The organism is Pseudomonas ovata, from assembly GCF_003131185.1.
GTDB classification, from domain to species: Bacteria; Pseudomonadota; Gammaproteobacteria; order Pseudomonadales; family Pseudomonadaceae; genus Aquipseudomonas; species Aquipseudomonas ovata.
Genome location: NZ_QFFU01000014.1, coordinates 93729 through 111621, shown reverse-complemented (window position 1 = coordinate 111621; position 17893 = coordinate 93729). Strand labels below are relative to the sequence as shown.

General features: G+C 62.8%; 15 protein-coding genes. 12 read left to right on the top strand and 3 right to left on the bottom strand.

Annotated features, from left to right (window positions below; genetic code table 11):
• The first annotated feature begins 90 nt into the window (after positions 1 to 90).
• Positions 91 to 1041, top strand: a complete 951-nt coding sequence (locus DGA31_RS18625) for an alpha/beta hydrolase family protein (protein ID WP_109513554.1) — start codon at positions 91 to 93, stop codon at positions 1039 to 1041.
• Positions 1042 to 1100: 59 nt separating this feature from the next.
• On the opposite strand, the gene DGA31_RS18620 is transcribed toward DGA31_RS18625, so the two are convergent.
• Genes DGA31_RS18620 through DGA31_RS18610 form a run of 3 tightly spaced genes read right to left on the bottom strand, consistent with a single transcriptional unit; the run spans position 1101 to position 3603 of the window.
• Positions 1101 to 1868 (bottom strand): DnaJ domain-containing protein, encoded by a 768-nt coding sequence (locus tag DGA31_RS18620; protein ID WP_056841466.1) that lies wholly within the window; start codon positions 1866 to 1868, stop codon positions 1101 to 1103.
• The gene (gene murU, locus DGA31_RS18615; RefSeq protein ID WP_109513553.1) at positions 1868 to 2542 is read right to left on the bottom strand and encodes an N-acetylmuramate alpha-1-phosphate uridylyltransferase MurU; all 675 of its coding nucleotides are present in this window, start codon (positions 2540 to 2542) and stop codon (positions 1868 to 1870) included. The genes DGA31_RS18620 and murU overlap by 1 nt, the downstream gene beginning before the upstream one ends.
• 35 nt (positions 2543 to 2577) lie before the next feature.
• A complete protein-coding gene (locus DGA31_RS18610) occupies positions 2578 to 3603 on the bottom strand; it encodes an aminoglycoside phosphotransferase family protein (protein WP_056841464.1) in 1026 nt (341 codons plus the stop codon).
• 128 nt (positions 3604 to 3731) lie between these two features.
• On the opposite strand from DGA31_RS18610, the gene DGA31_RS18605 reads away from it, so the two are divergent.
• From DGA31_RS18605 to DGA31_RS18555, 11 genes are all read left to right on the top strand, one after another.
• Complete coding sequence (locus DGA31_RS18605) at positions 3732 to 6503, top strand: LPS-assembly protein LptD (RefSeq protein ID WP_056841463.1); 2772 nt, start codon at positions 3732 to 3734, stop codon at positions 6501 to 6503.
• The gene (locus DGA31_RS18600) at positions 6484 to 7806 is read left to right on the top strand and encodes a peptidylprolyl isomerase (protein ID WP_056841462.1); all 1323 of its coding nucleotides are present in this window, start codon (positions 6484 to 6486) and stop codon (positions 7804 to 7806) included. The genes DGA31_RS18605 and DGA31_RS18600 overlap by 20 nt, the downstream gene beginning before the upstream one ends.
• Positions 7803 to 8789, top strand: coding sequence for a 4-hydroxythreonine-4-phosphate dehydrogenase PdxA (gene pdxA / locus DGA31_RS18595; protein ID WP_056841461.1), 987 nt, complete (start codon positions 7803 to 7805; stop codon positions 8787 to 8789). Before DGA31_RS18600 ends, pdxA begins: the two co-directional genes overlap by 4 nt.
• A complete protein-coding gene (gene rsmA / locus DGA31_RS18590; protein WP_109513551.1) occupies positions 8789 to 9595 on the top strand; it encodes a 16S rRNA (adenine(1518)-N(6)/adenine(1519)-N(6))-dimethyltransferase RsmA in 807 nt (268 codons plus the stop codon). Before pdxA ends, rsmA begins: the two co-directional genes overlap by 1 nt.
• 105 nt (positions 9596 to 9700) lie before the next feature.
• On the top strand, positions 9701 to 10081 hold the full coding sequence (gene apaG / locus DGA31_RS18585) for a Co2+/Mg2+ efflux protein ApaG (RefSeq protein WP_109513550.1): 381 nt from the start codon (positions 9701 to 9703) through the stop codon (positions 10079 to 10081).
• A complete protein-coding gene (locus DGA31_RS18580) occupies positions 10081 to 10941 on the top strand; it encodes a symmetrical bis(5'-nucleosyl)-tetraphosphatase (protein ID WP_109513549.1) in 861 nt (286 codons plus the stop codon). Before apaG ends, DGA31_RS18580 begins: the two co-directional genes overlap by 1 nt.
• A 27-nt stretch (positions 10942 to 10968) precedes the next feature.
• Positions 10969 to 11289, top strand: coding sequence for a thiosulfate sulfurtransferase GlpE (glpE, locus tag DGA31_RS18575; protein WP_109513548.1), 321 nt, complete (start codon positions 10969 to 10971; stop codon positions 11287 to 11289).
• Positions 11290 to 11576: 287 nt separating this feature from the next.
• Positions 11577 to 13499 (top strand): PrkA family serine protein kinase, encoded by a 1923-nt coding sequence (locus tag DGA31_RS18570; RefSeq protein ID WP_056841456.1) that lies wholly within the window; start codon positions 11577 to 11579, stop codon positions 13497 to 13499.
• Positions 13500 to 13655: 156 nt separating this feature from the next.
• Positions 13656 to 14927: a YeaH/YhbH family protein gene (locus DGA31_RS18565; protein WP_056841455.1), complete on the top strand. Its 1272-nt coding sequence runs from the start codon at positions 13656 to 13658 to the stop codon at positions 14925 to 14927.
• Positions 14924 to 16489: a SpoVR family protein gene (locus DGA31_RS18560; RefSeq protein WP_056841454.1), complete on the top strand. Its 1566-nt coding sequence runs from the start codon at positions 14924 to 14926 to the stop codon at positions 16487 to 16489. The genes DGA31_RS18565 and DGA31_RS18560 overlap by 4 nt, the downstream gene beginning before the upstream one ends.
• 74 nt (positions 16490 to 16563) lie before the next feature.
• The gene (locus DGA31_RS18555; protein WP_109513547.1) at positions 16564 to 17727 is read left to right on the top strand and encodes a multifunctional CCA addition/repair protein; all 1164 of its coding nucleotides are present in this window, start codon (positions 16564 to 16566) and stop codon (positions 17725 to 17727) included.
• Positions 17728 to 17893: the final 166 nt, after the last annotated feature.

Genomic DNA, 17893 nt, shown 5'->3' with positions numbered 1-17893 from the left:
AGGCATGCTTCTCATCTGTTGCACTGCTCATTCGCCACCCTTGCCGGCACTGATCAAATCGCCAGCACGGATTCTGATCTGGAATATCCGATGTCCTTGACCCTTCGCGCAATGTTTCCTGCATTACTGCTGTCATTGAGCCTGACCCAGACCCTGCCAGCGGTGGCTGCCGATACGGCACCCGCAACGCCTGCAGCGGACACGCCGGTCGAGCGTCCGCCGCTGCTGTCACGCGAGCAGGAAGAAGCCCAGGCCCTGGAACGGCGCCTGCCCGCCCAGGACCTGCAGCAGTTGCAAGCTGGCGACACGCCGTTTCTGGCCTTGTGGCAACCCGCCAACAGCGACGATCCGCAAGGCGCGGTGATCATCGTCGCCGGTGCCGGCGAATCGGCCGACTGGCCGCAAGTCGTGGGCCCGTTGCGGCGCAAATTTCCCGATATCGGCTGGGCCACCCTGAGCCTGCCACTGCCCGACACCCAGGACCCGGCGTTGCTGGCACGCGAAACCGAGCCCGCGCCCGACGCGGCTGCGCCCGCCAAGGACGCCACCAGCGAAGCCAGCCCGGACGCCGCCAGCCCGCCCCCCGACGCATTGGCCAACCAGGCAGCCGCCAATCGGGCACTGGCGCAGGCCGAAGCCGAGCAGATCTTTGCCCGCATCGACAGCGCGATTGCCTTTGCCCTGCAGAACAAGGCGCGCAGCATCGTGTTGCTCGGCCACAACAGTGGCGCGTACTGGGCCACCCGTTTTGCCAACGAGCGCGCCGATGCCAAAGTCCAGAAGCTGGTGCTGGTGGCCGCACGCGAGCCGCAGGATGCCGTGCCTTCACTGCTGGAGCTGATCCCGAACCTCAAGGTCAAGACCGCCGACTTCATCTACAAGAACCGCCAGGGCGGCAATGCCGAGCAACGCCTGCAAACCAGCAAGCGCACCAAGGGCCCGGGCTATACCCAGATCGGCCTGGTCGACATCGCCGGCAATGCCGAAGCCGAACAGGAACAGATCTTCCGCCGCATCCGCGGCTGGGTGCAGGCCGAATAACACCCTCCAGGAACAGCCGCGAAGGCCCCGCTGCAGATTCGGGCCGGCCGGGCCTGCGCCTACCGGAACCCGCGCCGGGCCTTGATCAGTGCATAGGCGCTGTGCAGCTCACGCGTCTTTTCGGTGGCTTCGCGCACGCTTGCGGCGCTGGCCCCGGCGCCGGTCAGCTTGTCCGGGTGATGACGGCTGAGCAAGCGCCGGTAAGCGCGCTTGATTGCCTGGGGCTCGGCGTCGGCCTGCACGCCCAGCAACGACAGGGCGCCGCGGTAACCATCGGCAATCGCAGGAGCCTGGGGCTTGAGCGGGTCATGCTCGGCGCCCAGCGCATCGATCCTGGCCGGCGACCAGCCCAGCCACTGCCCCCAGGTGCCGATCAGCTCGCGCTCGATGGGCGTCACCTTGCCGTCGGCCCAGGCCATGCGCCAACAGGCCTGCAGCAGCGCCTCCCCGGCCACGGAGTCAGCGCGCCAATAACGCAGGTAACCGCGCAAGCCTTCACGCCCGTCACGCCCCCGATTGAAGGCGGCCACCGCCCGCGCACGCGCAGGCTCGTCCAGCCCCAGCACCTTCATGTGCACCCGCGCCTGATGAATATGCACCGGCAGCACGCGCCCGTTGCTCTTGGCCAGCCGGCCGAGCAAGACGAACGGCAGTTCATCGTCGCCAATGGCCGCCCGGCCGCCCAGCCGCTCGCGCAGCTGCTGCCAGTTGCGCAGTTGCAGGCGCCGGTCCACCACCTGCCCCAACAGTGTGCCGAGCAACGCGCCTGGAATACTGGCCACCGCATAGCCGACGCCCGCCCCGATCAAGGTGCCCGGCCACAACATCAGTGGGGCTCCGCCAGCAAGCGCTCGACCTCGGCCAGCCGCTCATGGGTCCCCACGTCCACCCAGCGACCCGCGAAGTGCTCGCCGCTCACCTGCCCCTGGCGCATGGCCTGGCGCAACAGGGTGGCCAGCTTGAAGGCTCCGGGCTCGCAGCCTGCAAACAGTCCGGGGTCCAGAATCGAGAGGCCGCTGTAGGTCAGGCGCGGCGCGGCCGCGTCATCATCATCACGCACCTGACCGCTCACCAGCGCAAAGTCGCCTGTGGGGTGATGCGCCGGGTTATCGATCATCACCAGGTGCGCCTGAGCCGCCAGCGGCCTGCGCAGCCGGGCGAAGTCGTAGTCGGTCCAGACATCGGCGCTGATCACCACGAACGGCTGATCGCCCAGCAGCGGCAAGGCACGAAAGATCCCGCCACCGGTTTCCAGCGGCTCGCCCTCGGGCGAATAACGGATACTCAGGCCAAAGCGCCGGCCATCGCCCAGATGGTCTTCGATCTGTTGCCCCAGCCAGGCATGGTTGATCACAACCTCCTCGAAACCTGCCGCCTGCAAGGCCTTGAGGTGATACTCGATCAACGGTACACCGGCAACGCGCACCAGCGGCTTGGGTGTAGTCAGCGTCAACGGACGCATACGCTCGCCTTTGCCGGCGGCGAGAATCATCGCTTTCATTCAAGCCTCATGAAATCAGGTAAACGGTGCGGCCCTCAGGCCGGCACCTCGACAGCCTGCTCTAGGCTGCTCAACAGCTGCCCCAGCACGGCCAGCTCCGGACGCCGGGCCAGCACGGTTTCTATATAAGAGAAGAAGCGCGGTACGTCGCCCAGGTAACGCGGCTTGCCGTCGCGGTGACAGATGCGCGCGAAGATACCGATGACCTTCAGGTGGCGCTGCACGCCCATCAGGTCGCTGGCACGCTGGAATTCGGCGAAGTCGGCCTGCACGGCGATACCGGCGTCCCGCGCCTGATCCCAGTACTGCTTCTGCCATTGCGCCACCCGCGCCTCGGGCCAGCTCAGGAAGGCATCCTTGAACAGGCACGTGATGTCGTAGGTGACCGGCCCATACACCGCATCCTGAAAATCCAGCACGCCCGGGTTCGGCTCGCTGAGCATCAGGTTGCGGGGCATGAAGTCACGGTGCACCAAGACCTTGGGCTGGGCCAGGGCGCTGTCGATCAACAGGCTGCTGGCTTGCTGCCAGAGCGCTTGCTGTTCCGGGCTCAACGCCAGGCCCAGATGACGCTGCACGTACCACTCGGGAAACAGCTCCAGCTCGCGGCGCAGCAACGCCACGTCGTAGCTGGGCAAGGGCGCCTCCATCGGCAATTGCTGATAGGCGATCAAGGCATCGATGGCGTCGCTGAACAGCGCGTCGGCGTTCTCGGCATGGATCACGTCCAGGTACGTCTGCCGACCCAGGTCGTTGAGCAGCAGAAAGCCCTGCTCCAGGTCCTGGGCGTGGATCACCGGTACATTGATGCCACGGGTGGCCAACAGGTGTGCAATGTCAACGAAAGGCCGGCAGTTTTCCTGCGGCGGCGGGGCATCCATGACGATCAGCGTGCGCCCGGCGCCTTCCCAGCGAAAGTAACGCCGAAAACTGGCGTCGCTGCTGGCGGCGGTCAATGTGGCCGCGGGCACGGCGCCCCAGTTCTGGCGCGCAAACAGCGCTGGCAATTGCTCATCGAGCCAAACCTGGAGTTTTTTCAAGCGTATATCGTGGTCTTGCATTACAAGGGTCTCCGACGGCCCTAGCCGTCAAGCGGGTCATGCTTTATGATCCGGGATCTTTTTCAGCCCATCGAAAGGCGTGCGGCCCCCCGCGGGCAGATGGCGCGCAGGAAGCCCGGACTAATAAGATGGCATTGAAATCCCCCGCGTTTCGTAAAAAATTTCCGTTGCTGGTAACCGGCAGTCTGCTGGCGATGCAACCCCTGGCCATTCCGTTCGCGGTTGCCGCCGAACAGTATGACTGTTCAGTGTCTGCTTCGGGAGCCTGGAACTGCGCGCCGAAATCCAGCGAAGCGCAGTTGCCGCCTCGTCCGGTGCACAGCGGCACGGCCGGAACCGAAGGCTCGCAGGACGCAGGCGGCGCCTCGTCGACCGAGTCCGGGCAACGTCCCGTGTTGGTCACCGAAGCCAAGGGCAAGGGCCTCAAGTCGCGCAGCGCCGACTACAGTCACCTCGACTGGGTGCCGCGTGAACAGCTCAGTGCCGCCCAGTTGGCCGAAACCGCGCCTTACTGCTCCGGTGCCTATGTCGAGCCACTGCGCCCCGGCATGGACGACACCACGCCCATGGACGAGTCGCCGATGTTCATCGGTGCCAAGGCCTCGCGCTATCAGCAGGAAGAACAGATTGCGACCCTGGCCGGTGACGTGGTCATCCGCCAGGGCAGCATGCAGGTCCAGGCCCAGGAGGCTTCCCTGCACCAGGCCGAGAACCGTGGCGAGCTCAACGGTGACGTGCGCCTGCGCGACAAGGGCGCCCTGATCGTCGGCGACCGCGCCGAGGTGCAACTCGACACCGGCGAGGCCCAGGTCGACAACGCCGAGTACGTGCTGCACAAGTCGAACATCCGCGGCAACGCGCTGTACGCCAAGCGCGCCGAAAACGCGATCATCCGCCTCAAGGACGGTACCTACACCTCCTGCGAGCCGGGCAACAACGCCTGGTCGCTCAAGGGCAACAACATCACGCTGAACCCGGCCACCGGTTTCGGCACCGCGACCAACGTCACCCTGCGGGTCAAGGACATACCGGTACTCTACACGCCGTATATCTACTTCCCGATCGACGACCGTCGCCAGTCGGGCTTCCTGCCGCCGACCATCGCCAGCGGCAGCGACACCGGCTTCATGCTGGTCACCCCGTACTACTTCAACCTGGCGCCCAACTACGACGCCACGCTCTACCCGCGCTACATGACCAAGCGCGGCCTGTTGATGGAAGGCGAATTCCGCTACCTCACCAAGAGCAGCGAAGGCCAGTTCGGCGGCGCGTACCTCAACGACGAGAACGATGATCGCAAGCTGCAGAGCGATTACGACAAGACGCGCTGGATGCTCAACTGGCAGCACAAGGGCGGCCTGGACTCGCGCCTGATGACCCAGGTGGACTACACCGACATCAGCGACCCGTACTACTTCCAGGACCTGCAGACCGACCAGATCGGCATCTCCAAGACCGACTTCATCAACCAGCAGGGCTCCGTGACCTGGCGTGGCGACAGCTACACCGCCCGGCTCAATGCCCAAGCCTACAAGCTGGCGACCGTGGCCAACATCACGCCGTACAACCGCCTGCCGCAACTGACCCTGGACGGCACCCTGCCGTACAACCCGGGCGGCCTGAAGTTCGACTATCAGACCGAGCTGGTGCGTTTCGACCGTGACCTGCGCAATGGCAGCTTTGTCGATGAAGACGGCAATGTCAGCCCGCGCCTGGACAACAACGTCCAGGGCCTGGCACGTGCCAACGGCGACCGCCTGAACCTGGCGCCGTCGATCAGCCTGCCGATGAATTCGACCTACGGCTTCCTGACGCCGAAGCTCAAGTACGTCTATACGCAGTACGACCTGGATCTGGATGGCCGGGGCCAGAGCACCTTGCTCGCCGGCGAGGATTACAAGAGCAGCCAGAACCGCAGCGTCCCGATCTTCAGCGTCGACAGCGGCCTGTACTTCGACCGTGATACCCAGTGGTTCGGCAAGGATTACCGCCAGACCCTGGAACCGCGCCTGTTCTATCTCTATGTTCCAGAGAAAGACCAGAACGACATCCCGGTGTTCGACAGCTCGGAAACCACCTTCAACTACGCCTCGCTGTTTCGCGACAACCGCTTCGTCGGCTCCGACCGTATCGGCGACGAGAACAAGCTGTCGCTGGGCGTGACCAACCGCTGGATCGAGGAAAACGGCTTCGAGCGTCAGCGCTTCAGCATCGGCCAGGCCCTGTACTTCGAAGATCGCAAGGTGCAACTGCCCGGCGTGGTCTTCGCTGACCGCGACGATGCGCGGGCCAATGTCTCGCCCATCGGCATGGAATACGAGTTCCGCTTCAACCGCGACTGGCGCCTGAACTCCGATTTCAACTGGGACCCGGACAGCCACAGCACCCGCTCCGGCAGCGCGATGTTCCATTACCAGCCTGAGGACAACCCGGGCAAGATCATCAACGTCGGCTACCGCTACCGTAACGACGTGGTGCGCTATGACCAGACCTCCGGCAAGTGGAGCGTGGGCGGCGGTGACTACGGCACCCCTGGCCAGCCTGGCTACGTGAAGGACTACTACAAGATCCAGCAGCACGACTTCTCGGTCATCTGGCCGATCGTGCCGCAGTGGAGCCTGATCAGCCGCTGGCAGTATGACTACAACCGCGCCCGCACCCTGGAAGCCTTCGGTGGTTTCGAGTACGACAGCTGCTGCTGGAAACTGCGCCTGGTCAGCCGCTACTGGGTCGACTACGACGAATACAGCCAGGAAGCGCCTCAGAACGAAAAAGGCGACCGCGGCGTATTCCTACAAATTGTGTTGAAGGGCCTCGGTGGCGTGACTGGCGCCAAGGTAGAGAGTTTCCTCGACAACGGCATTCAAGGTTATCGTGAACGTGAAGACAAAGCTTTGTAACGGCCTGCGCCCGCTGATGCTGGGCGCGCTTCTCCTGAGCGGTGCGGTCCACGCGGCCGTCCAGCCGCTGGACAGCGTAGTGGCCATCGTCGATAACGATGTCATTATGAAAAGCCAGATGGACCAGCGCGTGCGCGAAGTCCAGCAGACCATCGCCAAGCGCGGCGGCGGCACTCCGCCTGCCGAAGCGCTGCAGAGCCAGGTCCTGGATCGCCTGATCCTGGAAAACCTGCAACTGCAGATGGGCGATCGTTCCGGCATTCGTATCGGTGACGAAGAACTCAACCAGGCGCTGGAAACCATTGCCCAGCGCAACGGCATGAGCCTGGCCCAGTTCCGTGCTGCGCTGGCCCATGACGGCCTGTCGTATGACGATGCCCGCGAGCAGGTGCGTCGCGAGATGATCATCAGCCGTGTGCGCCAGCGTCGCGTGGCCGAGCGCATCCAGGTCACCGAACAGGAAGTGAAGAACTTCCTGGCCTCGGACATGGGCAAGGCGCAGTTGTCCGAAGAGTTCCACCTGGCCAATATCCTGATCCCGACCTCGGACAGCGCATCGTCCAGCGAGATCCAGAAAGCGGCCAGCCAGGCCCAGGACATCTACAACCAGCTGAAAAAAGGCGCTGACTTCGCCCAGATCGCCGTCGCGCGTTCGGCCAGCGAAAGCGCCCTGGACGGCGGTGACATGGGCTGGCGCAAAGCAGCTCAGCTGCCACCGCCGTTCGGCGACCTGCTCAGTTCCATGCCGGTAGGCGATGTCACCCCTCCAGCGCGCACGCCCGGCGGTTTCATCATCCTCAAGCTGCTGGAAAAACGCGGTGGCCAGGGCCAGGCACAGATGCGCGACGAAGTGCATGTACGCCACATCCTGATCAAGCCGAGCGAGATCCGCAGCGAAGCCGAGACCCAGCGTCTGGCGACCAAGCTGTACGAGCGCATCCAGAACGGCGACAACTTCGCCGACCTGGCAAAGAGCTTCTCGGAAGACCCGGGCTCGGCACTCAATGGCGGCGACCTGAACTGGGTCGACCCCAACTCGCTGGTGCCGGAATTCCGCGAAGCCATGAACGAGACGCCACAAGGCGTATTGTCCAAGCCGTTCAAGACCAACTACGGCTGGCATATCCTGGAAGTGCTGGGTCGTCGGGCCACCGACACCACCACCCAGGCGCGTGACCAGCAAGCCCTGACCGTACTGCGCAACCGCAAGTACGATGAAGAGCTGCAAACCTGGCTGCGTCAGATCCGTGACGAAGCCTACGTCGAAATCAAGCTTCCTGGCGCCGCCCAGGCCCCCCAGTGAAGCCCAGGCGTTTCGCACTGACGCCCGGCGAGCCGGCCGGCATAGGTCCTGACCTGTGCCTGCTGCTCGCCGCGCAGCCCCAGCCACACCCCCTGATCGCCATTACCAGCCACGACCTGCTCCTTGAGCGGGCCGTGCAACTGGGCGTGGCCGTCGACCTGCTGCCGGTCGGCCCGGATGCCTTTCCGGAGGTGCCGGCACCGGCCGGCAGCCTGTATGTCTGGGACACGCCGTTGCAGGCGCCCGTGGTGGCCGGCACACTGGACAAGGCCAATGCGGCCTTTGTGCTGCAGACCCTGACCCGTGCAGGCAAAGGCTGCCTGGACGGGCAGTTCGCCGGCATGATCACCGCCCCGGTGCACAAGGGCGTGATCAACGAAGGCGGCATCGCCTTTTCCGGGCACACCGAATTTCTGGCCGAACTGACCCACACCGAACAGGTGGTCATGATGCTGGCCACCGGTGACCTGCGCGTGGCGCTGGTGACCACGCACCTGCCGCTGCGCGAGGTGGCCGACGCCATCACCGCCGAGCGCCTGGAGCGTGTCACCCGCATCCTGCACGCCGATCTGGTCGGCAAGTTCGGCATCCGGCATCCGCGCATCCTGGTCTGCGGGCTGAACCCCCACGCCGGCGAAAGCGGGCACCTGGGCCGCGAAGAAATCGACATCATCGAACCCACCCTGGAGCGTCTGCGCGGCGAAGGCCTGGACCTGCGCGGCCCGTTGCCCGCCGACACTCTGTTTACCCCCAAATACCTGGAGCACTGCGACGCGGTGCTGGCGATGTATCACGACCAGGGCCTGCCGGTACTCAAGTACAAGGGTTTTGGCGCGGCGGTCAATGTGACCCTGGGCCTGCCGATCGTCCGCACCTCGGTCGACCACGGCACCGCACTGGACCTGGCCGGTACCGGCAAGGTCGATACCGGCAGCCTGCAGGTCGCCCTGCAAACCGCCTACCAGATGGCCGAGACCCCCTAATGACCGAGCAATACCAACACCGGGCGCGCAAGCGTTTCGGCCAGAACTTCCTGCACGACGCCGGCGTCATCGACCGCATCCTGCGCGCCATCCGCGCCCGCCCCGAAGACCGCCTGCTGGAAATCGGCCCGGGCCAGGGCGCCCTGACCGAAGGCTTGCTGGGCAGTGGCGCACAGCTGGACGTGGTTGAACTGGACAAGGACCTGATCCCGATCCTCAACAGCCAGTTCGCCGGCAAGCCGAACTTCAACCTGCACCAGGGCGATGCCCTCAAGTTCGACTTCACCAGCCTGAATGCCGCCCCCAACAGCCTGCGCGTGGTCGGCAACCTGCCCTACAACATCTCGACGCCGCTGATCTTCCACCTGCTGAGCAATGCCGGCCTGATCCGCGACATGCACTTCATGCTGCAAAAGGAAGTGGTCGAACGCCTGGCGGCCGGCCCCGGTGGTGGTGACTGGGGTCGCCTGTCGATCATGGTCCAGTACCACTGCCGCGTGGAACACCTGTTCAACGTAGGTCCCGGCGCGTTCAACCCGCCGCCCAAGGTCGACTCGGCCATCGTGCGCCTGGTGCCACACGAAACCCTGCCGCACCCGGCCAAGGATCATCGCCTGCTCGAGCGCGTGGTGCGCGAAGCGTTCAACCAGCGGCGCAAGACCCTGCGCAACACCCTCAAGCTGCTGCTGACCAGCGACGAGATCGAGGCTGCTGGCGTGGACGGCAGCCTGCGCCCTGAACAGCTTGACCTTGCTGCGTTTGTCCGGCTGGCGGACCAGCTCAGCGAAAAGCCCCCCGTCCAATGACCGGCCAGGCCCTCCAGGAAACTTCATGCGCAATGATTGTTCCTGGATGGCCTAGACTGAGCCGGTGCTTGCGTCCTTTCCGCTTTCGATTTCAAGGCCTTCCGCATGTCCGATCCCCGTTATAAGGTTGATGTCAGCGTCGTTACGCGCTATCTCGCCGAACAATCGAGCCCCGAGCACGACCGCTTCGCCTTCGCCTACACCATCACCGTGAGCAACAATGGCGAGCTGCCTGCGCGGCTGCTGTCGCGTCACTGGGTCATCACCGACGGCAACGGCCAGGTCGAAGAAGTGCGCGGCGACGGCGTGGTCGGCCAGCAACCGCTGATTGCTGCCGGCCAGAGCCACACCTACAGCAGCGGCACGGTCATGCCCACCAGGGTCGGCAACATGCAGGGCAGCTATCAGATGCTGGCCGAGGACGGCAAACGCTTCGACGCCATCATCGCGCCCTTCCGCCTGGCCGTGCCGGGCGCCCTGCACTGATGGCGGTGTACGCCGTCGGCGACCTGCAGGGTTGCCTGGAACCGCTCAAATGCCTGCTGGACGAGGTCCGCTTCACCCCAGGCACTGATCGCCTGTGGCTGGTCGGCGACCTGATCAACCGGGGTCCGCAATCGCTGGAGACCCTGCGCTTTCTGTACGGTATCCGCGACTCGCTGACCTGCGTGCTGGGCAATCACGACCTGCACCTGCTGGCCGCCTCCCGACACGTCGAGCGTCTGAAGAAGTCCGACACCTTGCGCGAGATCATCGAGGCACCCGACTGCCCGGTATTGCTCGACTGGCTGCGCCGGCAGAAACTGATGCACTACGACGCCGAGCGCAATATCGCCATGACCCATGCCGGCATCCCGCCCCAGTGGTCGCTGAAAAAGGCCCTGAAGCTGGCCGGCGAAGTCGAGCAGGCGCTGCAGGACGACAAGCTGTACGAGCGCTTCCTGGACAACATGTACGGCAACGAACCTGCGCGGTGGGATAACGACCTGCAAGGCACCACTCGCCTGCGGGTCATCACCAACTATTTCACCCGCATGCGCTTCTGCACCAGCGATGGCCGGCTGGACCTCAAGGGCAAGGAAGGCATCGAGACCGCCATGCCCGGCTATGCGCCCTGGTTCAGCCACCCGCAGCGCAAGACCCGCGACCTGAAGATCATCTTCGGTCACTGGGCCGCCCTTGAAGGCCGCTGCGACGAGCCCGGCGTCTTCGCCCTGGACAGCGGTTGTGTCTGGGGTGGCAGCATGACGCTGCTCAATGTCGATACCCTGCAACGCCACCACTGCAATTGCACCCCCGATGGCCGGGCCGCTGACCGGCGCCCGACCGGCGCTCAACCCGCCTGATCCATATTCAGCCCAGGAGTTTTCAGCATGACCGACTTCAAACGCATCGCCCCCGACCAGGCCCATGCCCTGCGCGAACAGGGTGCCGTGCTGGTCGACATCCGCGACCCGGAGACCTTTGCAACCCGGCACATCAGCGGCTCGCGGCATCTGGACAACCACTCCATCGCCGACTTCATCGCCCAGGCCGACCTTGACAAACCCCTGGTCGTGGTCTGCTACCACGGCAACTCCAGCCAGAGCGCAGCAGCCTATCTGGTGGGCCAGGGTTTCTCGGACGTGTACAGCCTCGACGGCGGTTTCGAGCTGTGGCGCGCCACTTACCCCGATGACACCACGCAAGGCTGAGTACAAAAAAATTTCATCCAGGCTCAAGCCGCGTACGGCGCGGGTTTGAGCCTGAATCCGATGAACGGTTGCGCAGACTATTTTCACATCCCTTCTTTATCTTCCCGAAAGCCATCTATTCTTACCCACAGGCCATCCGTAATCAGGGGAGAGCCGGTACACCGGCGCGTGGGTCATCGGTAGTTACTTTCATGGTGTTTGGGGGGTAACGGCATCTGGATACTCAGCTGCTGCCAGCATCGACTGACGATCCGCCGCCGGCTCAACGTATCGAGCGAGGTGACGTCATGAGTATTTTTAGCCACTTCCAACAACGCTTCGAAACCACACGCCAGGAAGAGCTCTCACTACAGGAGTACCTTGAGCTCTGCAAACGTGACCGAAGCGCCTATGCCTCGGCAGCAGAACGCCTGTTGCTGGCCATAGGAGAACCCGAGTTGGTGGACACGTCCGTCAACCCGCGGTTGTCGCGAATCTTTTCCAACAAGGTCATCCGCCGCTACCCGGCCTTTGCGGATTTCCATGGCATGGAAGAGTGCATCGAGCAGATCGTTTCGTATTTCCGCCATGCCGCCCAGGGCCTGGAAGAAAAGAAACAGATCCTCTATCTGCTTGGCCCGGTAGGGGGCGGTAAATCCTCCCTGGCTGAAAAACTCAAGCAACTGATCCAGAAAGTCCCGTTCTACGCCATCAAGGGCTCGCCGGTCTTCGAGTCGCCACTGGGCCTGTTCAACGCCGCCGAGGATGGCGACATCCTCGAAGAAGACTTCGGCATCTCGCGACGCTACCTCAGCACCATCATGTCGCCCTGGGCCACCAAGCGCCTGGCCGAGTTCGGCGGTGACATCAGCCAGTTCAAGGTGGTCAAGCTCTACCCTTCGATCCTCAACCAGATCGCGGTGGCCAAGACCGAACCCGGCGACGAGAACAACCAGGACATTTCGGCACTGGTGGGTAAGGTCGATATCCGCAAGCTCGAAGAATTCCCGCAGAACGACGCGGACGCCTACAGCTACTCGGGCGCACTGTGCCGGGCCAACCAGGGCCTGATGGAATTCGTCGAGATGTTCAAGGCGCCGATCAAGGTCCTGCACCCCTTGCTCACCGCCACCCAGGAAGGCAACTACAACAGCACCGAGGGCCTGGGCGCCATTCCGTTCACCGGCATCCTGCTGGCGCACTCCAACGAATCGGAGTGGCACACCTTCCGCAACAACAAGAACAACGAGGCCTTCATCGACCGGATCTACATCGTCAAGGTGCCGTACTGCCTGCGTGTCAGCGATGAGATCAAGATCTATGAAAAACTGCTGATCAACAGCTCGCTGTCCAAGGCCCACTGCGCGCCCGACACCCTGAAGATGCTGGCGCAGTTCACCACGCTGTCGCGTCTCAAGGAGCCGGACAACTCCAATATCTACTCCAAGATGCGCGTGTACGACGGCGAAAACCTCAAGGACACCGATCCCAAGGCCAAGTCGATCCAGGAATACCGCGACAGCGCCGGTGTCGACGAGGGCATGACCGGTCTGTCGACCCGCTTTGCGTTCAAGATCCTCTCCAAGGTCTTCAACTTCGACCCGCACGAAATCGCCGCCAACCCGGTGCACCTGCTGTATGTGCTGGAACAGCAGATCGAGCAGGAACAATTCCCGGCCGAGACCCGCGAGCGCTACCTGCGCTTCATCAAGGAGTACCTGGCACCGCGCTATATCGAGTTCATCGGCAAGGAGATCCAGACCGCGTACCTGGAGTCCTACAGCGAATACGGGCAGAACATTTTCGACCGCTACGTGCTGTACGCCGATTTCTGGATTCAGGATCAGGAATACCGCGACCCGGAAACCGGCGAGATCCTCAACCGGGTGGCCCTGAACGAAGAGCTCGAGAAAATCGAGAAACCGGCCGGCATCAGCAATCCGAAGGACTTCCGCAACGAAATCGTCAACTTCGTGCTGCGCGCCCGGGCCAACAACAACGGCAAGAACCCGACCTGGCTGAGCTACGAGAAACTGCGGGTGGTGATCGAGAAGAAAATGTTCTCCAACACCGAGGACCTGTTGCCGGTCATCAGTTTCAATGCCAAGGCCAGCAAGGAAGACCAGCAGAAGCACAACGACTTCGTCACCAGGATGGTCGAACGGGGCTACACCGACAAACAGGTGCGTCTACTCTCCGAATGGTACCTGCGCGTACGCAAATCGCAGTAAGGCAGCGACAAGCGGCAAGCTTCAAGCGGCAAGTCGATCAGCGTGTTGCCCTGTATCGAGGGCAACACGCTGATTGGTGCGCCCATGAAGCCGGCGTTTCGATAGTCAAACTTGCAGCTTGTAGCTTGGAGCTAGCAGCTCCCCGAAGGGGCCCTTATGAGCTATGTGATCGACCGACGCCTCAATGGCAAGAACAAAAGCACGGTGAATCGCCAGCGTTTTTTGCGGCGCTACCGTGATCACATCAAGAAGGCGGTGGAAGAAGCCGTCGGCCGGCGTTCCATTACCGATATGGAGCACGGCGAGCAGATCAGCATCCCCGGCCGCGACATCGACGAGCCGGTCCTGCATCATGGCCGCGGAGGCAAGCAGACCGTAGTCCATCCCGGCAACAAGGAATTCACCACCGGTGAGCGCATCCCTCGCCCACAAGGCGGCGGAGGCGGCAAAGGGCCTGGCAAGGCGAGCAACTCCGGCGAAGGCATGGACGAGTTCGTGTTCCAGATCACCCAGGAAGAGTTTCTCGAATTCATGTTCGAGGACCTGGAGCTGCCCAACCTGGTCAAGCGCAACCTGGTCGGCACCGACACCTTCAAGACCGTGCGCGCCGGCATCAGCAACGAGGGCAACCCCTCGCGCATCAACATCATCCGCACCCTGCGCTCGGCCCATGCCCGGCGCATCGCCCTGTCGGGCAGCAGCCGCGCCAAGCTGCGCGAGGCCACGGCAGAACTTGAGCGCATCAAGCGTGAAGAACCGGACAACTTCGGCGATATCCAGGAACTGGAAGGCGAAATCGAGCGCCTCAAGGCGCGCATTCGTCGTGTGCCCTACCTGGACACCTTCGACCTCAAGTACAACCTCCTGGTCAAGCAACCCAACCCCAGCTCCAAGGCGGTCATGTTCTGCCTGATGGACGTTTCCGGTTCCATGACCCAGGCCACCAAGGATGTCGCCAAGCGCTTCTTCATCTTGCTGTACCTGTTTCTCAAGCGAAACTACGACAAGATCGAAGTCGTGTTCATTCGCCACCACACCAGCGCCCGGGAAGTCGACGAAGAAGAGTTTTTCTATTCACGCGAAACCGGCGGCACCATCGTCTCCAGCGCCCTGAAACTGATGCAGGAGATCATGGCCGAACGCTATCCGGCCAACGACTGGAATATCTATGCCGCGCAGGCCTCCGATGGCGACAACTGGAACGACGACTCACCGATCTGCCGCGAGATCCTGACCAAGCAGATCATGCCGTTCGTGCAGTACTACACCTATGTCGAAATCACCCCGCGCGAGCACCAGGCCCTGTGGTTCGAATACGAGCGCATCGGTGAGCAATTCGCTGACACCTTTGCCCAGCAGCAGCTGGTGTCTTCCGGTGACATCTACCCGGTATTCCGAGAACTCTTCCAGCGCAGGTTAGCCACATGACCGCCAGAGACCAGAAACGCCAGCCCCTCTCCACCGGGTCAGAGTGGACCTTTGAACTGATCCAGGCGTACGACCGCGAAATCAGCCGCATCGCCGAGCGCTATGCCCTGGACACCTATCCCAATCAGATCGAGGTCATTACCGCTGAACAGATGATGGATGCCTACGCCTCGGTCGGCATGCCGCTGGGCTATCACCACTGGTCCTACGGCAAGCAGTTCCTGAGCACCGAAAAATCCTACTCCCGCGGGCAGATGGGCCTGGCCTACGAGATCGTCATCAACTCCGACCCGTGCATCGCCTACCTGATGGAAGAAAACACCATGTGCATGCAGGCACTGGTGGTGGCGCACGCCTGCTATGGGCACAACAGCTTCTTCAAGGGCAACTACCTGTTCCGTACCTGGACCGACGCCAGCTCGATCATCGATTACCTGGTGTTCGCCAAGCAGTACATCACCCAGTGTGAAGAACGCCACGGCATCGACGCCGTGGAAGACCTGATCGACTCCTGCCACGCCCTGATGAACTACGGCGTGGACCGCTACAAGCGCCCCTACCCGATTTCCGCCGAAGAAGAGCGCCGCCGGCAGAAGGATCGCGAAGAACACCTGCAGCGGCAGATCAATGACCTGTGGCGCACCATCCCGAAAAGCGCCGGCAAAGGCAGCAAGGAAGACAACGCCCGCTTTCCGGCAGAGCCGCAGGAAAACATCCTGTACTTCATCGAGAAACACGCCCCGCTGCTGGAGCCCTGGCAGCGCGAGGTGGTGCGCATCGTGCGCAAGATCGCCCAGTACTTCTACCCGCAGCGCCAGACCCAGGTGATGAACGAAGGCTGGGCGACCTTCTGGCACTACACGCTGATGAACGACCTCTACGACGAGGGCCTGGTGACCGACGGCTTCATGTTCGAATTCATCCAGTCGCACACCAGCGTGATCTACCAGCCGGGCTTCGACAGTCCCTACTACAGCGGCATCAACCCCTATACCCTGGGCTTTTCGATGTTCCAGGACATCCGCCGCATCTGCGAGCATCCCACCGACGAAGACCGCCACTGGTTCCCCGACATCGCCGGCAGCGACTGGCTGAGCACGATCAAGTTCGCCATGAGCAGCTTCAAGGACGAAAGCTTCATCCTCCAGTACCTGTCGCCCAAGGTCATTCGTGACCTGAAGCTGTTCAGCATCATGGACGATGACCAGAAAGACGAACTGCTGGTGCCGGCCATCCATGACGAAGCGGGTTACCGCACGGTGCGTGAAACCCTGTCGGCCCAGTACAACCTGGGCAACCGCGAACCCAACGTGCAGATCTACAGCATCGACCGCCGCGGCGACCGCTCGCTCACCCTGCGCCACCAGCAGCACAACCGCAAACCGCTGGGCGAGTCCACCGAAGAGGTGCTCAAGCACCTGCACCGCCTCTGGGGCTTCGACGTGCACCTTGAAAGCCTGCAAGGCGATCAACTGGTCAAGACCCATCACGTTCCGCCCCGGGGTGAGCACGCCGACGGCGACTATCCACGGCTCGACATGGGGGTGGTTCACCACCTCTGACCCGCATTCTTCATGCAGTTTTAGCCTCCGCAGGCATCGCAAGGTTTATCCTGTCGCGCTTACGGAGGTTTTTTATGCAGATTTATAAAGTGGGCGGCGCCGTACGCGACCGCCTTCTGGGGCAACCGGTCACCGACATCGACTGGGTCGTGGTCGGCGCCACCGGCGATGAAATGCTGGTCAAGGGCTATCGCCCGGTCGGCACCGACTTCCCGGTGTTTCTTCACCCGCTGACAGGTGAGGAATACGCACTGGCACGCACCGAACGCAAAAGCGGGGTCGGCTATGGCGGCTTCGTTTTTCATGCCAGCCCCGAAGTGACACTGGAGCAGGACCTGATCCGCCGCGACCTGACCATCAATGCCATTGCCGAAGACAAGGACGGCAACCTGACCGACCCCTACGGCGGCCAGCATGATCTTGAAGCGCGCATCTTGCGTCACGTATCACCGGCATTTGCCGAAGATCCCCTCAGGGTTTTGCGGGTGGCACGTTTTGCCGCTCGCTATGCGCCGCGCGGTTTCAGCGTGGCGCCCGAGACGCTGGCGCTGATGCGCCAGCTCAGCGAGTCCGGCGAACTCAAGGCCTTGACGCCCGAGCGCTGCTGGAAGGAAATCTCCCGCGCCCTGATGGAAGAGCGTCCAGATGTGTTCATTCGTGTACTGCATGAATGCGGCGCGCTGAAAGAATTGATGCCGGAAATCGAAGCGTTGTTTGGCGAATCCGCCCCTGCAACCGACGCCGGCGAGCATGCCCTGACCACCCTTCACCTGAGTGCCAGGCACCAGCAACCCTTGAGCGTGCGCTGGGCCGGCCTGCTGCACGACCTGAACCAGGCCTCGATCAAGGCGATCAATGAGCGCTTTCGCGCCCCGCGTGAATGCCAGGAACTGGCGCAACTGGTCGGCCAGCACCTGGCTCACGGGCACCAGGCCCTGACGCTTGAGCCATCGGTCCTGCTGGAGCTGCTGCACAGCTTCGACGTCTATCGCCGTCCGCAACGCTTTGAAGAGTTCATTGCCGCCTGCGAGATGGACGCCCGCGCGCGCCCAGGCTGTGAGGATCAGCTTTATCCACAGGCCGCTTACCTGCAAGGTGCCGCCAACGCCGCCCGCACGGTGCCTGTGCAGCCGCTGCTGGAAAAGGGCCTCAAGGGCCAGGACCTGGGCAACGCCCTCAAGGATGCACGCCTGCACGCCTTGCAGGTCTACAAGGCGGATACCGCACTTAACCGATAGACGCCCCCGTAGGAGCGCGCTTGCCCGCGACCGAGTGCGCAGCGCTCGCAAAATTTGTGCAACGCCACAAATGCTGGACTGTGGACGTGTTCAAGATCTATGAAACGCCACAAATTTACGGCTGTGAACACATTCGAAATTTACGAAACGCCACAAATTTACGACT